General features: G+C 72.5%; 14 protein-coding genes. 7 read left to right on the top strand and 7 right to left on the bottom strand.

Annotation, left to right across the window (positions count from 1 at the left end):
• Positions 1-65 precede the first annotated feature (65 nt).
• From AB0H64_RS19505 to AB0H64_RS19475, 7 genes are read right to left on the bottom strand one after another with little or no spacing between them, the layout of a single operon-like run.
• Positions 66-842 carry an HAD hydrolase family protein gene (locus AB0H64_RS19505; RefSeq protein ID WP_357626091.1) on the bottom strand — a complete coding sequence of 259 codons (777 nt, stop codon included), beginning with the start codon at positions 840-842 and terminating at the stop codon, positions 66-68.
• Complete coding sequence (locus AB0H64_RS19500; protein WP_310713467.1) at positions 839-1,642, bottom strand: inositol monophosphatase family protein; 804 nt, start codon at positions 1,640-1,642, stop codon at positions 839-841. The genes AB0H64_RS19505 and AB0H64_RS19500 overlap by 4 nt, the downstream gene beginning before the upstream one ends.
• Positions 1,633-2,397 carry an HAD-IA family hydrolase gene (locus AB0H64_RS19495; RefSeq protein ID WP_357626087.1) on the bottom strand — a complete coding sequence of 255 codons (765 nt, stop codon included), beginning with the start codon at positions 2,395-2,397 and terminating at the stop codon, positions 1,633-1,635. The genes AB0H64_RS19500 and AB0H64_RS19495 overlap by 10 nt, the downstream gene beginning before the upstream one ends.
• Complete coding sequence (locus tag AB0H64_RS19490; protein ID WP_357626085.1) at positions 2,394-3,494, bottom strand: ABC transporter ATP-binding protein; 1,101 nt, start codon at positions 3,492-3,494, stop codon at positions 2,394-2,396. Before AB0H64_RS19490 ends, AB0H64_RS19495 begins: the two co-directional genes overlap by 4 nt.
• A complete protein-coding gene (locus tag AB0H64_RS19485) occupies positions 3,495-5,321 on the bottom strand; it encodes an iron ABC transporter permease (RefSeq protein WP_357626082.1) in 1,827 nt (608 codons plus the stop codon).
• 29 nt (positions 5,322-5,350) lie between these two features.
• Complete coding sequence (locus AB0H64_RS19480) at positions 5,351-6,010, bottom strand: DUF47 family protein (RefSeq protein ID WP_357626080.1); 660 nt, start codon at positions 6,008-6,010, stop codon at positions 5,351-5,353.
• Positions 6,007-6,987 carry an inorganic phosphate transporter gene (locus tag AB0H64_RS19475; protein WP_357626217.1) on the bottom strand — a complete coding sequence of 327 codons (981 nt, stop codon included), beginning with the start codon at positions 6,985-6,987 and terminating at the stop codon, positions 6,007-6,009. The genes AB0H64_RS19480 and AB0H64_RS19475 overlap by 4 nt, the downstream gene beginning before the upstream one ends.
• A 305-nt stretch (positions 6,988-7,292) precedes the next feature.
• Between AB0H64_RS19475 and AB0H64_RS19470 the strand changes: the two genes are divergently transcribed.
• From AB0H64_RS19470 to AB0H64_RS19440, 7 genes are all read left to right on the top strand, one after another.
• A complete protein-coding gene (locus AB0H64_RS19470; RefSeq protein WP_357626077.1) occupies positions 7,293-8,459 on the top strand; it encodes an ABC transporter substrate-binding protein in 1,167 nt (388 codons plus the stop codon).
• A gap of 117 nt (positions 8,460-8,576) precedes the next feature.
• Positions 8,577-9,851: a phytase gene (locus AB0H64_RS19465; RefSeq protein WP_357626076.1), complete on the top strand. Its 1,275-nt coding sequence runs from the start codon at positions 8,577-8,579 to the stop codon at positions 9,849-9,851.
• A gap of 327 nt (positions 9,852-10,178) precedes the next feature.
• Entirely contained in the window at positions 10,179-11,207 is a 1,029-nt protein-coding gene (locus AB0H64_RS19460) for a LacI family DNA-binding transcriptional regulator (RefSeq protein ID WP_357626075.1), read from the top strand.
• 69 nt (positions 11,208-11,276) lie between these two features.
• A complete protein-coding gene (locus AB0H64_RS19455; RefSeq protein ID WP_357626073.1) occupies positions 11,277-12,536 on the top strand; it encodes an extracellular solute-binding protein in 1,260 nt (419 codons plus the stop codon).
• 13 nt (positions 12,537-12,549) lie between these two features.
• Positions 12,550-13,506, top strand: a complete 957-nt coding sequence (locus tag AB0H64_RS19450) for a sugar ABC transporter permease (protein WP_357626071.1) — start codon at positions 12,550-12,552, stop codon at positions 13,504-13,506.
• Positions 13,503-14,321 carry a carbohydrate ABC transporter permease gene (locus tag AB0H64_RS19445; RefSeq protein ID WP_357626068.1) on the top strand — a complete coding sequence of 273 codons (819 nt, stop codon included), beginning with the start codon at positions 13,503-13,505 and terminating at the stop codon, positions 14,319-14,321. The genes AB0H64_RS19450 and AB0H64_RS19445 overlap by 4 nt, the downstream gene beginning before the upstream one ends.
• A 28-nt stretch (positions 14,322-14,349) precedes the next feature.
• Positions 14,350-16,449: a beta-L-arabinofuranosidase domain-containing protein gene (locus AB0H64_RS19440; protein WP_357626065.1), complete on the top strand. Its 2,100-nt coding sequence runs from the start codon at positions 14,350-14,352 to the stop codon at positions 16,447-16,449.
• Positions 16,450-16,497 lie beyond the last annotated feature (48 nt).

The following is a 16,497-nucleotide window of genomic DNA, read 5'->3' as shown; positions in this document are numbered from 1 at the left end:
GAGGCGGCGTCCAGCGGAGGCGGGCCACCCCCGCCTGACGCCCTCCGACGTCGGGGCGGCCGGGGTCAGGACCGGAGGGCGAGTTCCACCACCTCGGCGACCGCGCCGTCCGCGCAGGCCCCGGTGACGACGTCGGCGGCCGCGCGGACGTCCGGGTGGCCGTCGCCGACCGCGACGCCCACCCCGGCCGCCGCGATCATGTCGAGGTCGTTGGGGTTGTCGCCGACGGCCGCGACCCGCTCCAGGGGCATGCCCCGGGACGCGGCCAGCTCGCGCAGCGCGGTGCCCTTGGTCGCCCCCGCCGGCAGCACCTCCAGGTAGGTCGCCTCCGACCGGACCGTGACCGTCCCGGGGATGTCCAGGTGGGGCAGCCGGTCGCCGATCAGCATGCACTTGGTGATGCCGCCGGGCGGCAGCGCCGTCCAGTCGCCCGGGTCGCGCAGCTCGATTCCGTCGCGCCGCGCGAAGTCCCGCAGCTCGGGCACGTCGTGCACCGCCAGCGCCTCCTCGCCGCAGAAGACGACCGGGTGGACGCCCCGCCGGGCCAGCTCGTCGAACCCGCCGAGCAGCGCCTTCCACGCCGTGGCCGGCAGGTGACGCGAGCGCAGGACGGCTCCGGTGGCCAGGTTGACGGTCCGGGCGCCGTTGTAGAGGATCGCCGGCCCGTCCAGGCCCAGCTCGTCGTAGTAGCGGCGCGCCGACGCCTCCATCCGCCCGGTCGCGATGACGACCTCCCCGCCGGCCTCGCGGAAGCGGCGCAGCGCGTCGCGGCCGGCGGGCACCATGGCCAGGTCGCGCCCCACGAGCGTGCCGTCCAGATCGGTGACGATCCAGCGGATCACGCGGTCATCCCCGGCCCGGCCACCTCGGCCATGACGGAGCCGGCCAGGTCGTACCCGCCCACGCAGGCGAGGTAGCCGCCGGGGGCGAGGACGTCGCCGGACAGCGGGATGTAGACGCCCCCGGCCTGCCGGACCAGCAGCGACCCGGCCGCCACGTCCCAGGCGTTGACGTGCGTGCCGTAGGCGACGTCCGACCAGCCCGCGGCCACGTGCGCGAGCTTCAGCGCGGCGCTGCCCGGCCGGCGGGTGGAGGCGAAGGCGTTGACCATGCGGGCGAAGCGGTGCAGCGCCTCCTCGCCCTCCGCCTCCAGGTCGCGGGGGCTGGGATAGCTGGACAGCAGCACCGCGTCCCGGTCCGTGCGGGCGCCGGAGCTGCGGATCGGCTCCCCGTTGTACGCGGCGCCGCCGAGCCAGGCGGTGAACTCGTCGTCGCGGACGGGGTCGTAGACCACGCCGGCCACCACCTCGCCGTCCACGGCCGCCCCGATCGAGGTGCAGAAGAACGGCAGGCCGGCGGCGAAGTTCGCGGTGCCGTCGATGGGGTCGACGTACCAGTGGACGGCGCCCTCGCCGTGGGTGCCGCCCTCCTCACCGACCACGACGCTGCCGGGGGAGCGCCGCGCCAGGACCTGCCTGATGTGGTCCTCGGCCGCCTTGTCGTGCTCGGTGACCGGGTCGTGGAAGTCGCGCTTGGTGCGGACCTCGGGCCTGGAGCGGAAGGCGTTCCTGAGCCGGTCGCCGACCGCCCGCGCCGCCTCGGCCGCGATGGCCGCCAGCTCGCGTGAGGTGTTCACGTCCATGTCGCCTCCAGAAGGTTCAGCAGGCCGCGCGGGTCCTCGACGGTGGCCTGCGGGCTCTGCCGCACGGGGTACGGCATCTTGTCGGTGCTGGGGGAGACCATGAGGACGGTGGCCCCCACCCCGGCTCGCGCGCCGCACACCACGTCCCGGTCGTGGGTGTCGCCGACGTACCAGACGTCGGCCGGATCGACTCCGAGCGCGCGGCAGGCGAGCAGGATCATCTCCGGGTTCGGCTTGCGGACGCCGACCTCGTCGCTGTAGACCTGCGCCGCCACCTGGCGGTCGAGGCCGGTGCGGGCCAGGAAGTCGCGGTGCACGGCGCCGCACAGCGCGTTGCTGACGACCGCGGGCGTGACGCCGTGCTCGCGGCAGGCGGCCAGCAGCTCCTCGGTCCCCGGCCGGATCTTCCGGTCGCCGCGCAGCTCGCCCATGCGCTTGCACAGGGCCGTCGCCTCGACGGTCACCAGCGTTCGCGCCTGGTCCGGCCAGTCGGCCGCGACGAACTCCGCCCAGAAGCGGCGGTGGGTCAGCTCCTCGGGCGCGATCCGCCGGGAGGCGGCGTTCTTCCAGGACGAGTCGGCCCGCGCCCCGGCCCGGATGTCGCCCTCGACCTCCTCGGCCGTGAGAGCGCCGAAGCCCGCCCCGAGCAGCAGGCCGTGCACCTCGGCGGCCAGGTCGGCAGCCCATGACGGGCGCTTGCCCGTCTGCACGATCACGCCGCCGAAGTCCAGCAGCAGCGCCTTGGGGCGGATCACGCGCCCACCCCCTCGGCGTCCCAGGACGAGATCCGGGTCCCGTCCGCGCCGAACAGGTGCAGCCGCTCGGTCCAGACCGTCAGTACGTCGCCGGGCTCGGCCAGGACCGGCGTGTAGGACACGGCGTACAGCTCGGTGTCGAGGACGCGCAGCCGTACGGTCCAGGAGGAGCCCGCCGGCAGGACGGCCTCGACGACCGCCTCCTCGCGCCAGGCGGAGCCGGGCGGCGGGTCCAGTCGCAGCGCCTCGGGGCGGACGCCGACGGCGGCGGGCGGCTCCGGGCGCGGCATGCGCCGCTCGACGTGGCGTGACAGGGACGCGGCCAGTCCGGCGGGGGAGGGGCCGACGTCCACGATGGCCATGGGCGGGCTGCCGACGAACTCGGCGACGAACCGGTTGGCGGGCCTGGCGTACATCTCCATGGGCGCGGCGAGCTGCTGCAGCTCGCCCTCGTTCATGACCGCGATGTCGGTGGCCATGGTCAGCGCCTCAAGCTGGTCGTGGGTGACGAAGACGATCGTGGCTCCCGACTCCTCGTGGATGCGCTTGAGCTCGGCGCGCATCTCCAGGCGCAGCCGGGCGTCGAGGTTGGACAGCGGCTCGTCCAGCAGCAGCACGGACGGGTTGACGGCGAGCATCCTGGCCAGGGCGACGCGCTGCTGCTGCCCGCCGGAGAGCTGCGACGGGTAGCGGTCCATGGCGGCGTCGACGTGGACCATCTTGAGCGCCGCCTCGGCGCGGGCCCGCCGCTCCGGGCCGGGGACCTTGCGCATGCGCAGGCCGAACTCGACGTTCTCGCGCACGGACATGTGCGGCCAGAGCGCGTAGTTCTGGAAGACCAGCCCCATGCCGCGCTTCTCCGGCGGGACGTACAGGCCCTGCTCCACGGAGTCGAGGACCCGGTCGCCGACGGTGATGGTGCCCGCGGTCGGCTGTTCGAGACCGGCGATCATCCGCAGGGTGGTGGTCTTGCCGCAGCCGGAGGGGCCGAGCAGGCACATGAACGCGCCGTCGGGGACGACGAGGTCGAGGTTGTTCACCGCGCGGTCGCCGCCGCCGTAGCTCTTGGCGACTCCGCTCAGGGTGATGGTCGGCATCTATCCTCCTAGGCCGGACGCCAGGCCGCTCTTGGTCAGGCGCTGGGTCAGGGACGTCATGGTGAAGGAGAGCAGGGCGATCACGAGGACGACCGCGTTGGCGAGCTGGGTGTATCCGTAGTCGACGAGGCCGATGGACAGGGTCGTGAGGAGCTCGGTGCCGGTGGTGGTCAGCATGATGACGATGCTGAGCTCCTTGAGCCCGGACACGAACGGCAGCGTGATCCCGGTGACGAGGGCGCCCTTCTGGATGGGGAAGACGATCCGCCGCATCCGCTGCCACCAGGAGGCGCCGGCGACCTGCGCGGCCTCCTCCGGCTCCCGGCCGAGCTGCGTCATCGCCGCGATGCCCGAGCGGGAGCTGTAGGGCAGGTGGGTCACGGCCATCACGAGGATGAGCAGGAACGTGGTGCCGTACAGCGCGGGGACGGGGCCTCTGGCGACGGCGAACAGCGACAGCGAGGCCGCCGCGAACGCGATCCCGGGGACGAGGTAGGGCAGGAAGGACACCTGGCGGAGGAAGCCGCCGATGCGCGGCGCCGTCCCCCGGACCACGACGTACCCGATGAGCAGGCCGGCGACGGCGCAGATCAGCGCGGCCACGCCGACGACGCGCAGCGAGTTCCACGCCGCCTCCCACAGCTCCGGGCCGCGCAGGACGCCGTGGGGGAACCCGACGGCCCCGGGCAGCCGGTCGGCGAGCCAGTAGTCGAGGGTGAGGGTGGACAGGTCGAGGGGCGTGCGGGTGAGCGTGGACAGCAGCAGCGTGAGCACCGGGACGAGCACGCTGACCGCGAAGACCAGCAGGCCGAGCGCGAAGGCGGGCCAGCGGCGGCGGCGCAGGTCGCCCAGCCGGTCCATCGCCCCCTTGCCGCCCACGGTGACGAACCGGCGGTGCTCGCGCACCAGCCGCATGTCGGTGAAGACGATCAGCACGCCGATGACCACGATGACGGTGGCGAGGACGGAGGCCACCCCGGTGCCGCGGTCGCGGATCGACTGGAAGAGGCCGGTGGACAGCACCCGGTAGTCCGCGGGCAGGCCCAGCACGTACGGCGTGCCGAACGTGCCCAGCACCCGGCCCACCACGAGCAGGACGGCCGAGGACAGCGCCGGCAGCATCAACGGCGCCACGATCCGCCGCACGACGGTGCGCCGGGGGGCGCCGAGGACCCTGGCGGAGTCCTCCAGCTGGGCGTCGATGCGGCGCAGCGCGTTCCCGACGAGGAGCAGGACGAACGGGTAGTAGTGCAGCCCCAGCGTGATGATGATCGGCAGCGCGCCGTAGGCCAGCCAGTCCGGCGTGCGGACGCCCTGGGCCTGGAGGAAGCCGGGCTGCCCGCCGGAGCGCTCGTTCTTGAACAGCGTGAGCCACGCCAGCGAGAACGTCCACGAGGGCAGCATGTACGGCACCACGAGCGCGCCCGCCAGCCAGCCGCGCCCCGGGACGTTGGTCCGGGTCAGCAGCCAGGCCGTCCCGCCTCCGAGCAGCAGCGCGAACAGCGTGGTGCCGATCGCCACCACGATGGTGTTGACCAGCGGCTCCCAGAACAGCAGGCCGCTGATCGGGGAGCGGAAGACCCGCCACAGGTAGTAGCCGGTCCACTCGCCCGGCTGCTGCCCGGCGTGGACCTCGTCGCCGTACTGCAGGCGGAAGGCGTCCGACAGCACGGCGACCAGCGGAGCGACGACCAGGTAGGCGAGCAGGACGACGAGGACCAGGCCGAGCAGGGCCGTCGGGTCGTGGCGCAGCACGCGCAGCCGGTACAGCAGCCGGCGCCGCCAAGGCGGCCGGCGCGGCGGCTGCGTCCTGGTCGTTACGGCCATGGGATCTCCTCCGGGGGGATGAGGGACGTTCAGTGGCTTCGTTTGAGCATCGCGTCGGCGAGCGCGTCGGCGGACTCCCCGAGCCGGCGGCCCACCGCGTCCAGGCGGGCCAGCAGCTCGCGCTCGCGCAGGGTGTCCATCCGCAGCGACCGGGCGAACAGCTCGGTGAGCCGCGCCTGGTGGAGCTGACGGACCCGGCTGCAGCACTTACGGGTGGCCAGCACGGCCACGGTGACCGAGCCGGGGTCGTCGAAGACCTTGAGCAGGGCCTCCTCCAGCTCGTCGAGGCCGTCGACCACGGCCCGCAGCGGCTCGACGGCGAAGTCCAGGCCGGCCGGCCCGAACAGGTCCGCCTCGCGCACGAAGTCGCGCAGGTGGTCGAGGACGTCGTCGATGGAGCGGGAGAGCCGGAACAGGTCCTCCCGGTCGAGGGGGGTGGCCAGGGTCCGCCGCAGGGCGCGCACGAGCTCGGCCCGCGCCGCGTCGCCCTCGTGCTCGACCTCGGTCATCCGGGTCCGCGCGGCCGGGCGCTCGATCGCGCCGGAGGCGGCCGAGCAGGCCAGGACGGCCCCGGCCCGCGCCACGGCGACCTGGCCGCGGACGAGGTCGACGACCCGCCGGCCCGACCGGCCGCGCAGCTCGTCCCAGGCCCGCCCGAACCGCCACCTGCGGCCGGTGCCGCCGCTCACAGCAGCCTCAGCGCGAGGCCGGCCACGCAGCCGAGCGCCAGGGACGACGGCAGGGTGACCAGCCAGGCCGTGCCCACGTTCGCCACCGCCTGCCAGCGCACCCGCCGGGAGCCCTCGCTCGCCACCACGCCGACGACACCGGCGAGCACCGACTGGGTCATGCTGACCGGGCTGCCCAGGGCCGAGCTGCCGAGGACGGCGCCGGTGGCGGCCGTCTCGGCCGAGAGGACGTGCAGCGGCCGGGCGATGACCAGGCCGCGGCCGAGGCGCTCGCCCACGCGGGTCAGGCCGGTCAGGGAGCCGGCGAGGAACAGCAGCGCGAGGCAGGCCATCCAGCCGGGGGACAGGCCGACGGGACCGACCCCGCCGAGACCGTCCCGGCCCACGTCCACCGCGACGCTCACCACCGCCACCATCTTCTGGCCGTCGTTGACCGCGTACGCCGTGCACTGGGCGGCGTAGGCCAGCAGGTGGGCGGCGAGCACCAGCCGGGGCATCCGGCGGCAGGACGGCACGCGGCGCGAGAGGGCCCCCAGCAGGTAGCCGAGGACCAGACCGGCCAGCGGCGCGCAGGCGCCGACCCCGAGGACGACGGCCACGCCGTGCCACGACACCGGCAGCCCGGCGCCCAGCCCGGCGCCGGCGATGCCGCCGATGACGGCCAGCGTCAGACTGGTCGGCAGTCCCTTGCCGGTGAGGGCGGCGACCACGGCCACCGCGGTGACCACTCCGGCCAGGAACACCGCCGCGCCGCCGTGGGTGCCCAGCCCCGCCAGGCCCTCGGTGAACGTGCGCGCGACGGCGAGCCCCAGCACGTACGGCCCGGCGAACAGGACCACCGTGAGCAGTGCCGCGGCGGCCCACCCCGGGGTTCTGGGGAAGCGCAGCCCCAGCCCGATCAGGGTGGCTCCGTCGTTGGCGCCGCTGATGAGCACGAAGAGGACCGCGACCACGGCGAACGCCGCCGTCCAGCCCATCACGTGGTGACAGCGGCGGCGCCGGTGGCGCCTGTTCGACCGGGCTCCGGCGGACTCACACGCATGTCGGCTCCTCGTCAGGGGCCTTCAGTATTAGATGAACGCGAGATGAACGGTCAATACTTTGTCTTGACATTCTCACTACCTGTCGTCTTGCCGAGTGGGAAGAACAGGTCGAGTGCGTTCGCCTCCACGTAAGTATGTCTTGACAAATTATTCACCTGATGTTCATCGTTGAGCCCACCGGCGGCGGCTCGGGGCTCTGCGGGCGCCGGTGATCCGAGAGGCAAGGAGTGACGCCACCCATGAGGCGTACCGGGAAGATCATCTTGGTGGCGCTGCTGGCGGTCGCGGCGGCCGCCTGCGCGCCGTCCACCAGCGGCGCTCCGTCCCCGGCGGCGACCGCCGGGGCGTTGCCCGCCCCGTCGCTCGACACCGGCCTGGACCTGGACGCCCTGGTCGCCGCCGCGAAGAAGGAGGGCAGCCTGCTGGTCTACGACTCCAGCGGCGACATCGAGGAGGTGGCGAAGGCGTTCACCGCGAAGTACGGCATCGCCATGGAAGGGGTGAAGTCCGACACTCCGCAGACCGCGGAGAAGATGGTCAGGGAGCACGCCGCGGACAACGTCACCATCGACGCGGCCATGTACGAGGACGGCGGCGTGCTGGTCGGCCAGCTCATGCCACAGGGCGTGGCGCGGACGTGGATCCCCTCCGACCTGACGGACCAGATCCCCGCCGAGAACCGGAACCCCCTGCTCGCCCTGTCGAAGGCCACGGTCTTCGCCTACAACGGCAGGCTCTCTCCCGGCGGATGCCCGGTCAAGAACGTCTGGGACCTGACCGAGCCGGAGTGGGCCGGCAAGCTGGTGATGCAGGACCCCCTGGGCAAGCCCACCGTGCTGTCGTTCTTCACCCAGCTCGACGCACACGGCAACCAGGCCCTGGAGCAGGCGTACCAGGCGAAGTACGGCAAGGCGCTGAAGACCGAGGAGAAGAGCGCCGCCTACGAGTGGATCAAGCGGATCTCCCGCAACAAGCCGGTGCTGACCGGCTCCGACGAGGACATCTCCGCCGCGGTCGGCGCGCCGAGCGCCACCGACAAGAAGATCGGCTTCATGTCGATCTCCAAGTTCCGCAACAACGAGGACAAGGGGTACAAGCAGGCGACCTGCGAGGGGATGACGCCGTTCGCCGGCTTCAGCTACCCCAAGTACGTCGCGGTCGCCGCCAAGAGCAGGCACCCCAACGCGGCCAAGCTGTACGTCCGCTTCATCATGACCGGGGAAGGCGTCAAGCACGAGATCGGCGAGGGCGGCATGTCCGGCAACACCACCGTCAAGCCGCTCGTCACCGCGCCCGGCCTGTCGGACTGGCAGGGTCAGCTCTTCCACACCGACCCGAAGGGCCTCCTCGGGGACCTGCGCGACCGCCAGACCGTCTCCGACTTCTGGCGCGTCAACCACGGCTGACCCGTGGAGGGTCCCCGGCGTTCACCGGCCCGTCATCCGGCCCGGCGACACTCGCCCGTGTCCCTGTGTCGGCTCCCGTAGCTCCATGGCCCCATCACCCCCGAAAGAGGAGGCGCGATGCGTCCCCTGTCCAGGCTTCTCCTGGCAGCCCTGACGTTCACCGTGGCAGGAGGGCTGGCCGTGCCCGCGGCCGGCTCCGGCGTGGCGTCGATCGACCCGGACGTCGAGACCCCCGCCCTGTTCGACGACGAGGCCGGCGGCAACGCCAACGGCGACGACCCCGCGATCTGGGTGCACCCGTCCGACTCGGGCAGGAGCGTCGTGATCAGCACCGCCAAGGAGGGTGGGCTCTACGTCTACGACCTCGGCGGACAGCAGCTCCAGCACCTCCCGGCGCCCGCCGCCCCCGGCCCCGACGACGAGCCCGGCCGGTTCAACAACGTGGACGTCACCTACGGCTTCGGCGGCAGGGACCTCGCGATCGTCTCCGACCGCGGCCGCGACACCCTGCGCGTCTACGCCGTCTCCGGCGGACACCTCACCGACGTGACCGACCCGGCCGCGCCGTTCGTCTTCAACACCACCCAGCAGCAGGTCGACGACGGCGAGACGGCGTACGGCCTGGCCGCCTGGAAGGACTCCACCGGCACCTACGCCCTGGTCAGCCGCCGGCACCGGACCTCCGTCGGCCTGGTCAAGCTGCTCGCCAAGCCGGGCGGCACGGTCGGCTACCAGGTCGTCAGGACGCTGGACCTGCCTGCGTCGTTCACCCTGCCGAACGGACGGACCTGGGCCCCCTGCCTGGAGCCCGACGAGCAGGCCCAGGTCGAGGGCATGGTCGTGGACCAGGACAAGGACGTCCTCTACGCCGCCCAGGAGGACGTCGGCATCTGGCGGATGCGGGCCGACCTCACCGGGGCCCCCGTCCTGGTGGACAAGGTCCGCGAGTACGGCGTCCCCGGCACCTACGACCCGGCGACCGAGGAGTGCACCCCCGGCGCTGACCCCGGCTACGGCGGCCGGCACCTGACCGCGGACGCCGAGGGCCTGACCATCTACTACCGGGACAACGGCAAGGGCTACCTGCTGGCCTCCAGCCAGGGCGACAGCACCTTCGCCGTCTACCGCAGGGAAGGGGCCAACCCCTACCTGGGCCAGTTCCGGATCGGCCAGGACGACGGCATCGACGGCGTCGAGAACAGCGACGGCTCGACCGTGCTGAACACGCCGCTGGGCGACTTCGACGAGGGCCTGTTCGTCTCCCACGACGGCCTCAACACCCCTGCCGAGGCCGACCGGGAGAACACGAACTTCAAGTTCACCGGCTGGGACGACATCGCGGACGGGCTCGACCTGGACGTGGACACCGACGGCTGGAACCCGCGCGGCTGACGCGCCTGCCGTGACGGCCGGCCTCGCGTGGAGGCGGGAACCGATGGGTCCCCGCCTCCACGCCTGTTTCTGGGATGTCACGATTCTGTATCGCCGGTGACCTTCGCTCTTGACGGGGCCCGGCCCGTGGAGTGACAGTCGAGCCACATCGTTGAACCGGTTCGCTGGATTCCAGGAACCCAGGTGATCGCGACCCGAGGTAGTGCCGTGCCTCGGAGCCGCGTGAGCCCGGAAATTCCCAGGTGTGGCGTCCTCCACCCCGTGGGCCGGCAAGCGATACAGGGAGTCGGCGACATCGTCGAACCGGTTCGATGAACAGGGGTGGGCGTGGCGACGATCGGAGACGTGGCCCGGGAGGCCGGGGTGAGCCGGAGCACGGCGTCGTACGCGCTGTCGGGCAAGCGGCCCATCTCGGAGGAGGTCCGCCGGCGCGTGCTGGCGGCGGCCGAGGCGCTGGCCTACACGCCCAACGCCGGTGCCCGCGCGCTCGCCACCTCCCAGACCAAGGTCCTCGGCCTGCTCGCCCAGTTCCACGAGGACGAGTTCGCGCCCGCGATGATGCAGTACATCCTGGGCGTCACCGACACCGCCCGCGACCTGGGGTACGACACCCTGCTGGTCACCGAGGCGGACGGCGCGCGGGCGCTGCGGCGCATCACCGACTCCCGGATGGTCGACGGGGTCGTGCTGATGAACATCGCGGAGGCCGACCCGAGGCTGCCCATCCTGCGCGCGGCGCCCCAGCCGGGCGCCCTGGTCGGGCTGCCGGGCGACTGCTCGGGACTCGACGTGTTCGACCTCGACTTCGAGGAGGCCGGAAGGGTCATGGTGGACCACCTCCACCAGCTCGGCCATCGCGAGATCGTCCTGGTCTCGCAGCCCGAACACGTCGTCGAGCGGGGCGGCGCCTATGTCTGGCGCCTGCGGGACGCCGCGCTGGAGCGAGCGCGCCGGCTCGGCGTCACGCTGCACGCGGTGTACGGCGAGTCCCGCCAGCCGGCCGTCGGGCGCCTGCTCAACGCCCTGCTCGACGCCTATCCGGCGGCGACGGGGCTGCTGGTCAACAACGAGGCGGCGGCCGCCGCGCTGCCGTCCGTCACCTACGGGCGGGGACTCCGGGTGCCCGAGGACCTGTCGGTCATCGGGCGCTACTCCAGCGAGTTCGCCGCCTCCTTCTCCCTGCCCTATTCGTTCATCGAGAGCGCGCCCGACCGCCTCGGCTCCATGGCGGTGCGCCAGCTCGTGCGCCGCGTGGAGTCGCAGGAGGGGCGGGCCGAGCCCTTCGTGGTGCGCTTCATCTCCCCCGAGCTGGTGTCGCGGGGCAGCACCGCGCCCCCGGCCTCCCTCGCACGCTGACCGCGGCGCACCGCCGCGGCTCCCGTCTCGTCGCGCCTGTTTTGTTAGCGCTAACCATGGAGGAATCGCATGAACCCGTCATCGATGTCCGCCCGGGCGGCGGTCGTCGGAACCGCCGTCCTCGCCCTGGCCGCCTGCTCGTCCGCCCCCCAGGGTGGCGCCGGCGCCGCCACGTCCACCGCGGGCAACGCCTACACCTGGTGGGACCCGTACCCGCAGCACGACGCGTCCTCCGCGTGGGCCAAGCGGGTGGACACCTGCGGCAAGCAGGCGGGCGTCACCATCCAGCGCACCGCCTACGACACGACCGCGCTCACCAACCAGGCCCTGCTGGCCGGCCAGGAGGGCAACGCCCCCGACGTCATCCTCCTCGACAACCCCGCCGTCTCCACCCTGGCGGACGCGGGGATGCTCACCTCGATGGACGAGTTCGGCCTCGACACGGCGAGGTTCGACAAGAACCTCATCGCCGCCGGGGAGCTGGACGGCAAGACGTACGGCATCCCCATCGGCGCGAACACCCTCGCCCTCTACTACAACAAGAAGATCCTCGACGCCGCGGGCGTCGACCCGGCCACGATCAAGGACTGGGCCTCGCTCACCACGGCGCTGAAGAAGGTCAAGTCCGCCGGGAAGAAGCCGATCACGTTCTCGGCCATCGGCACGGAGGAGGGCTCCTTCCAGTTCCTGCCGTGGTTCTGGGGCGCCGGCGCGCAGCTCACCCGGCTCGACTCGCCCCAGGCCGTCGAGGCGCTCGACCTCTGGAGCTCGTGGCTGAAGGACGGCGCCGCCCCCAACTCGGTCATCAGCAACTCGCAGAACACCACCTGGGAGGAGTTCCTCACGGGCGAGTTCGGGTTCGCCGAGAACGGCACCTGGCAGATCAACAGCGCGGCGAAGGCCGGCTTCCCGACGGGCATCGTGCAGATCCCCGCCAAGGCGGGTGGGAACGCTCCAACGCCCACGGGCGGGGAGTTCATCACGGTCCCCGTGCAGAAGGACACCAAGCGCTACGACGTCACCAAGAAGGTCCTCGAGTGCATGACGACGCCCGAGGGCCTGGTGGAGACCGGTACGACCTTCGCCTACTACATCCCGTCCACCGCCGAGGGGCAGCAGGCCATCCTGGCCAAGGAGCCCGGCCTGAAGCCGTGGGCCGAGGCCGTCCGGTCGGCCAAGGGCCGGACGAGCGACAACCTCGGCACGAAGTACCCGAAGATCTCCGAGGCCCTGTGGACGGCGGTGCAGAAGGCGCTGAGCGGCTCGGCGAGCCCCGCCGAAGCGCTCAAGGAAGCGCAGGCCAAGGCCGCGCAGGCCGTCGGCGGCTGAGCGGAGCCCTGTCATGGCATCGTCACGTACCGGCGTGGTCGCGGCCTCCGGCAGGCCGGCGGCGGGGGTGAGCTCCACCTCCGGCCGCCGGCGCTCGCCGCAGTGGACGGCCTTCGCCTTCCTCGCGCCGCTCGCCGTCTACCTGCTGCTCTTCTACGCCTACCCGCTGTACCGCAACATCGAGCTCAGCGTCCACGACTACACGCCGCGCGCGTTCGTGCGCGGCGACGCGGAGTTCACCGGCCTGGACAACTACCGGGACATCGTCTCCGACGACACGTTCCTGTCGGCCCTGCGCAACACGGCCGTGTTCACGCTGGTGTCCATCGCCGCCCAGTACGCGCTCGGCCTGGCCCTGGCGGTCTTCTTCCACCGCAGCTTCCGGCTGTCCGCCGTGCTGCGCGCGATGTTCCTCGTGCCGTGGCTGCTGCCGCTGATCGTCTCGGCCTCCACCTGGTCGTGGATGCTCAACAGCGACAACGGCATCGTGAACTCCGCGCTCCAGGCGTTCGGGATCGGCCAGATCAACTGGCTGACGTCCCCGGACACCTCGCTGCTGTCCGTCACCGTCGCCAACATCTGGCTCGGGATCCCGTTCAACCTGGTGATCCTCTACGCCGGGCTGCAGAACATCTCGGCCGACCTCTACGAGGCCGCCGGGCTGGACGGCGCGAACGCGTGGCAGCGGTTCTGGCGCATCACCTTCCCGCTGCTGCGCCCGGTGTCGGCGATCACGCTGCTGCTCGGCCTCATCTACACGCTCAAGGTCGTCGACATCATCTGGATCATGACCAGGGGAGGGCCGGCGGACGCGTCGGCGACGCTGGCCATCTGGTCGTACCGCGAGGCGTTCGGCACGGGCCAGCCCGACTTCTCCCCGGCGGCGGCCGTCGGCAACGTGCTCATCCTCATCGCGTTCGCCGCCGGGCTCGCGCACGTCCACCTGCAGCGCAAGGAGGAGCAGCGATGACCGGGACGAGGACGTGGTGGAAGACCGCGCTGGGCGTCGTCCTGGTCGCGCTGATGCTCTTCCCGGTCTACTGGATGTTCAACGTCTCGCTCACCAGGACGGGCGACATGCGGGCCGACCCGCCCCACTGGTTCCCCTGGAACCCCACGTTCGAGGGCTACACCGCGGCGCTCGGCCAGCAACTGCCGGCCCTGGCCACCAGCCTCTTCATCGGCCTCACGACCGTCGCGCTCACGCTGCTCGTGGCCCTGCCCGCCGGGTTCTCGCTGGCCAGGCTGCGGCCGCGCGGCACCCGCGTCGTGGACTTCCTGCTGCTCGTCGCGCAGATGATCCCGGCCGTCGTCATGGCCATGGGCTTCTACGCCGTCTACATCAGGCTCGGGATGCTGAACACCGTCGCGGGCCTGGTCGTCGCCGACTCGACGCTGGCCGTGCCGTTCGCCGTGCTGCTGTTCCGCGCGTTCATGGCGAGCATCCCGGCCGAGCTCATGTCCGCGGCGCAGATCGACGGGGCGAGCACCTGGCGCACGTTCCGCTCGATCATCCTGCCGCTGAGCCGCAACTCGGTGATCACCGTCTCGCTGTTCACGTTCCTGTGGGCGTGGTCGGACTTCATCTTCGCCTCCACCCTCAACCGCAACAGCGACACGATCCCGATCACCCTCGGCATCTTCCGCTACATCGGCAACAACACCACGCAGTGGAACTCGATCATGGCGACCGCGGTGATCGCCTCCGTCCCCGCCGCGTTCCTCCTCGTCCTCGCGCAGCGCTACATCGCCGCCGGCGTCACCGCCGGCGCCGTGAAGGACTGAACACCCAGTGACTCGAAAGGCCCCTGACATGATCGAAGGCACGACGGACCCCGGACTGCCGGGCGCCCCCGCCGCCGCCCGCTCCGTCCCCGTCCTGCCGCTCCACGGCCCGGTACGCCCGCTCGGGCTGCCGCAGGTCTCCATCACCGGCGGCCTCTGGGGCCGGCTCCAGAGCGTGAACGCCACGGCGACGCTGGCCCACTGCGAGAGCTGGATGGAGCGCCTCGGCTGGCTCGCCAACTTCGACCGGGTCGCGGACGGGACGACCTCGCCCGACCGGCCCGGCTGGTCGTTCTCCGACTCGGAGGTCTACAAGCTGCTGGAGGCGCTGTCCTGGGAGGCGGCCAGGACCGGCGACCCGGAGGCGGAGACGGCGATCAAGCGGCTCACCGCGCGCGTCGGCCGGGCCCAGGACCCGGACGGCTATCTCAACACGTGCTTCGGCCACGGCGGGCAGCAGCCGCGCTACAGCGACCTGGAGATGGGCCACGAGCTCTACAACACCGGCCACCTGCTCCAGGCGGCGGTGGCCCGGCTGCGCACCGCGGGCGAGGACGACCTGGTGCGCGTCGCGCGGCGGGCGGCCGACCACGTGTGCCGGACCTTCGGCGAGGACGGCCTGCGCGGGATCTGCGGGCATCCCGAGATCGAGGTCGGCCTGGCCGAGTTCGGCCGCGCCCTGGGCGAGGACCGCTACGTCGAGCAGGCCCGCCTGTTCCTCGAACGGCGCGGCCACGGAACCCTGCGCGACATCCCCCTCGGACGCGCCTACTTCCAGGACGACATCCCGATCCGGCGCGCCGACGTGTGGCGCGGCCACGCCGTCCGCGCGCTCTACCTCACCGCGGCGGCGGTGGACGTCGCCGTCGAACGCGGCGACGACGACCTGCTGCGCGCGGTGGAGCGGCAGTGGGAGCGCTCGGTCGCGCGGCGGACCTACATCACGGGCGGCATGGGCTCGCGCCACCAGGACGAGGGCTTCGGCGAGGACTGGGAGCTGCCGCCGGACCGCGCCTACTGCGAGACGTGCGCCGGGGTCGCCTCGATCATGGTGTCGTGGCGGCTGTACCTCGCCACGGCCGACACCCGCTACACCGACCTGATCGAGCGGACCCTCTACAACGTCATCGCGACCTCGCCGAGCCCCGACGGCACGGCGTTCTTCTACGCCAACCCCCTGCACCAGCGAGAGCCGGGACGGCCGGCGGACCCGGACGCGGTGAGCCCGCGCGCCGAGGGAGGCACCAGGGCCGCCTGGTTCGACGTGTCGTGCTGCCCCACGAACGTCGCCCGGACCCTGGCCAGCCTCGACGCCTACCTGGCCACGACCGACGACGACGGCCTGCAGATCCACCAGTACGCGCCGTGCGCCATCAGCGCCGAGCTGCCGGACGGCAGGCGCGTGGCCGCCGACGTCGAGACCGGCTACCCCGAGACGGGCACGGTCAGGGTCCGGATCGCGGCCGACGAGCCGTCGCCGTGGACGCTCTCGCTGCGGGTCCCCGCCTGGGCGGCCGGAGCCACGGTGACCGAGGACGGGCGGACGCGGCCGGTCGAGCCGGGCACGCTCGCGATCCGGCGCACGTTCCGGGCGGGCGAGGTCGTCACCCTCGACCTGCCGATGGGGCCCCGCTTCACCTGGCCGGACCCGCGCATCGACGCCGTACGCGGCTGCGTCGCGGTCGAGCGCGGCCCGGACGTCCTGTGCGTGGAATCCCTCGACCTGCCCGCCACGGGGGAGTCCCAGGCGGGCGAGTCCGGCGCGGGAGGGTCTCTCGCGGAGGGGACCGCCGTGGGCGGGTCCCACACGGGCGGGTCCCACGTGGGCGGGTCCCACGTGGGCGGGCTGGACGCTCTGGTGATCGACCCCCTGGCGGGGCCGCGGGCGGACGGCGGCGGCGCGCGGGTCCGCGCCCGGCGGCGCGCGACGGCCGCCGGGCCGTGGCCCTACACCACCGCCGCCTCCCCACAGCCCGACGCGGTGGCCGGGGACGGGGACGCCGCGTGGTTCGACGTGCCGCTGCGCCCGTACCGGACATGGGCCCAGCGCGGGCCGTCGAGCATGCGCGTGTGGCTGCCCGTGTCGCCTGGCCCCTGCCACCGGAGTGAGGGCGTCCTGGGCACCTGAAGGGCGGCTCTGAGGCGAGATTCCGAATGACGCGCTAGCATTCCATTG

The organism is Nonomuraea sp. NPDC050733 (assembly GCF_040654215.1).
In the GTDB taxonomy this organism is placed as follows: domain Bacteria; phylum Actinomycetota; class Actinomycetes; order Streptosporangiales; family Streptosporangiaceae; genus Nonomuraea.
The sequence above is the reverse complement of the archived record's forward strand: the minus strand, read 5'-3'. Positions and strand labels throughout refer to the sequence as shown.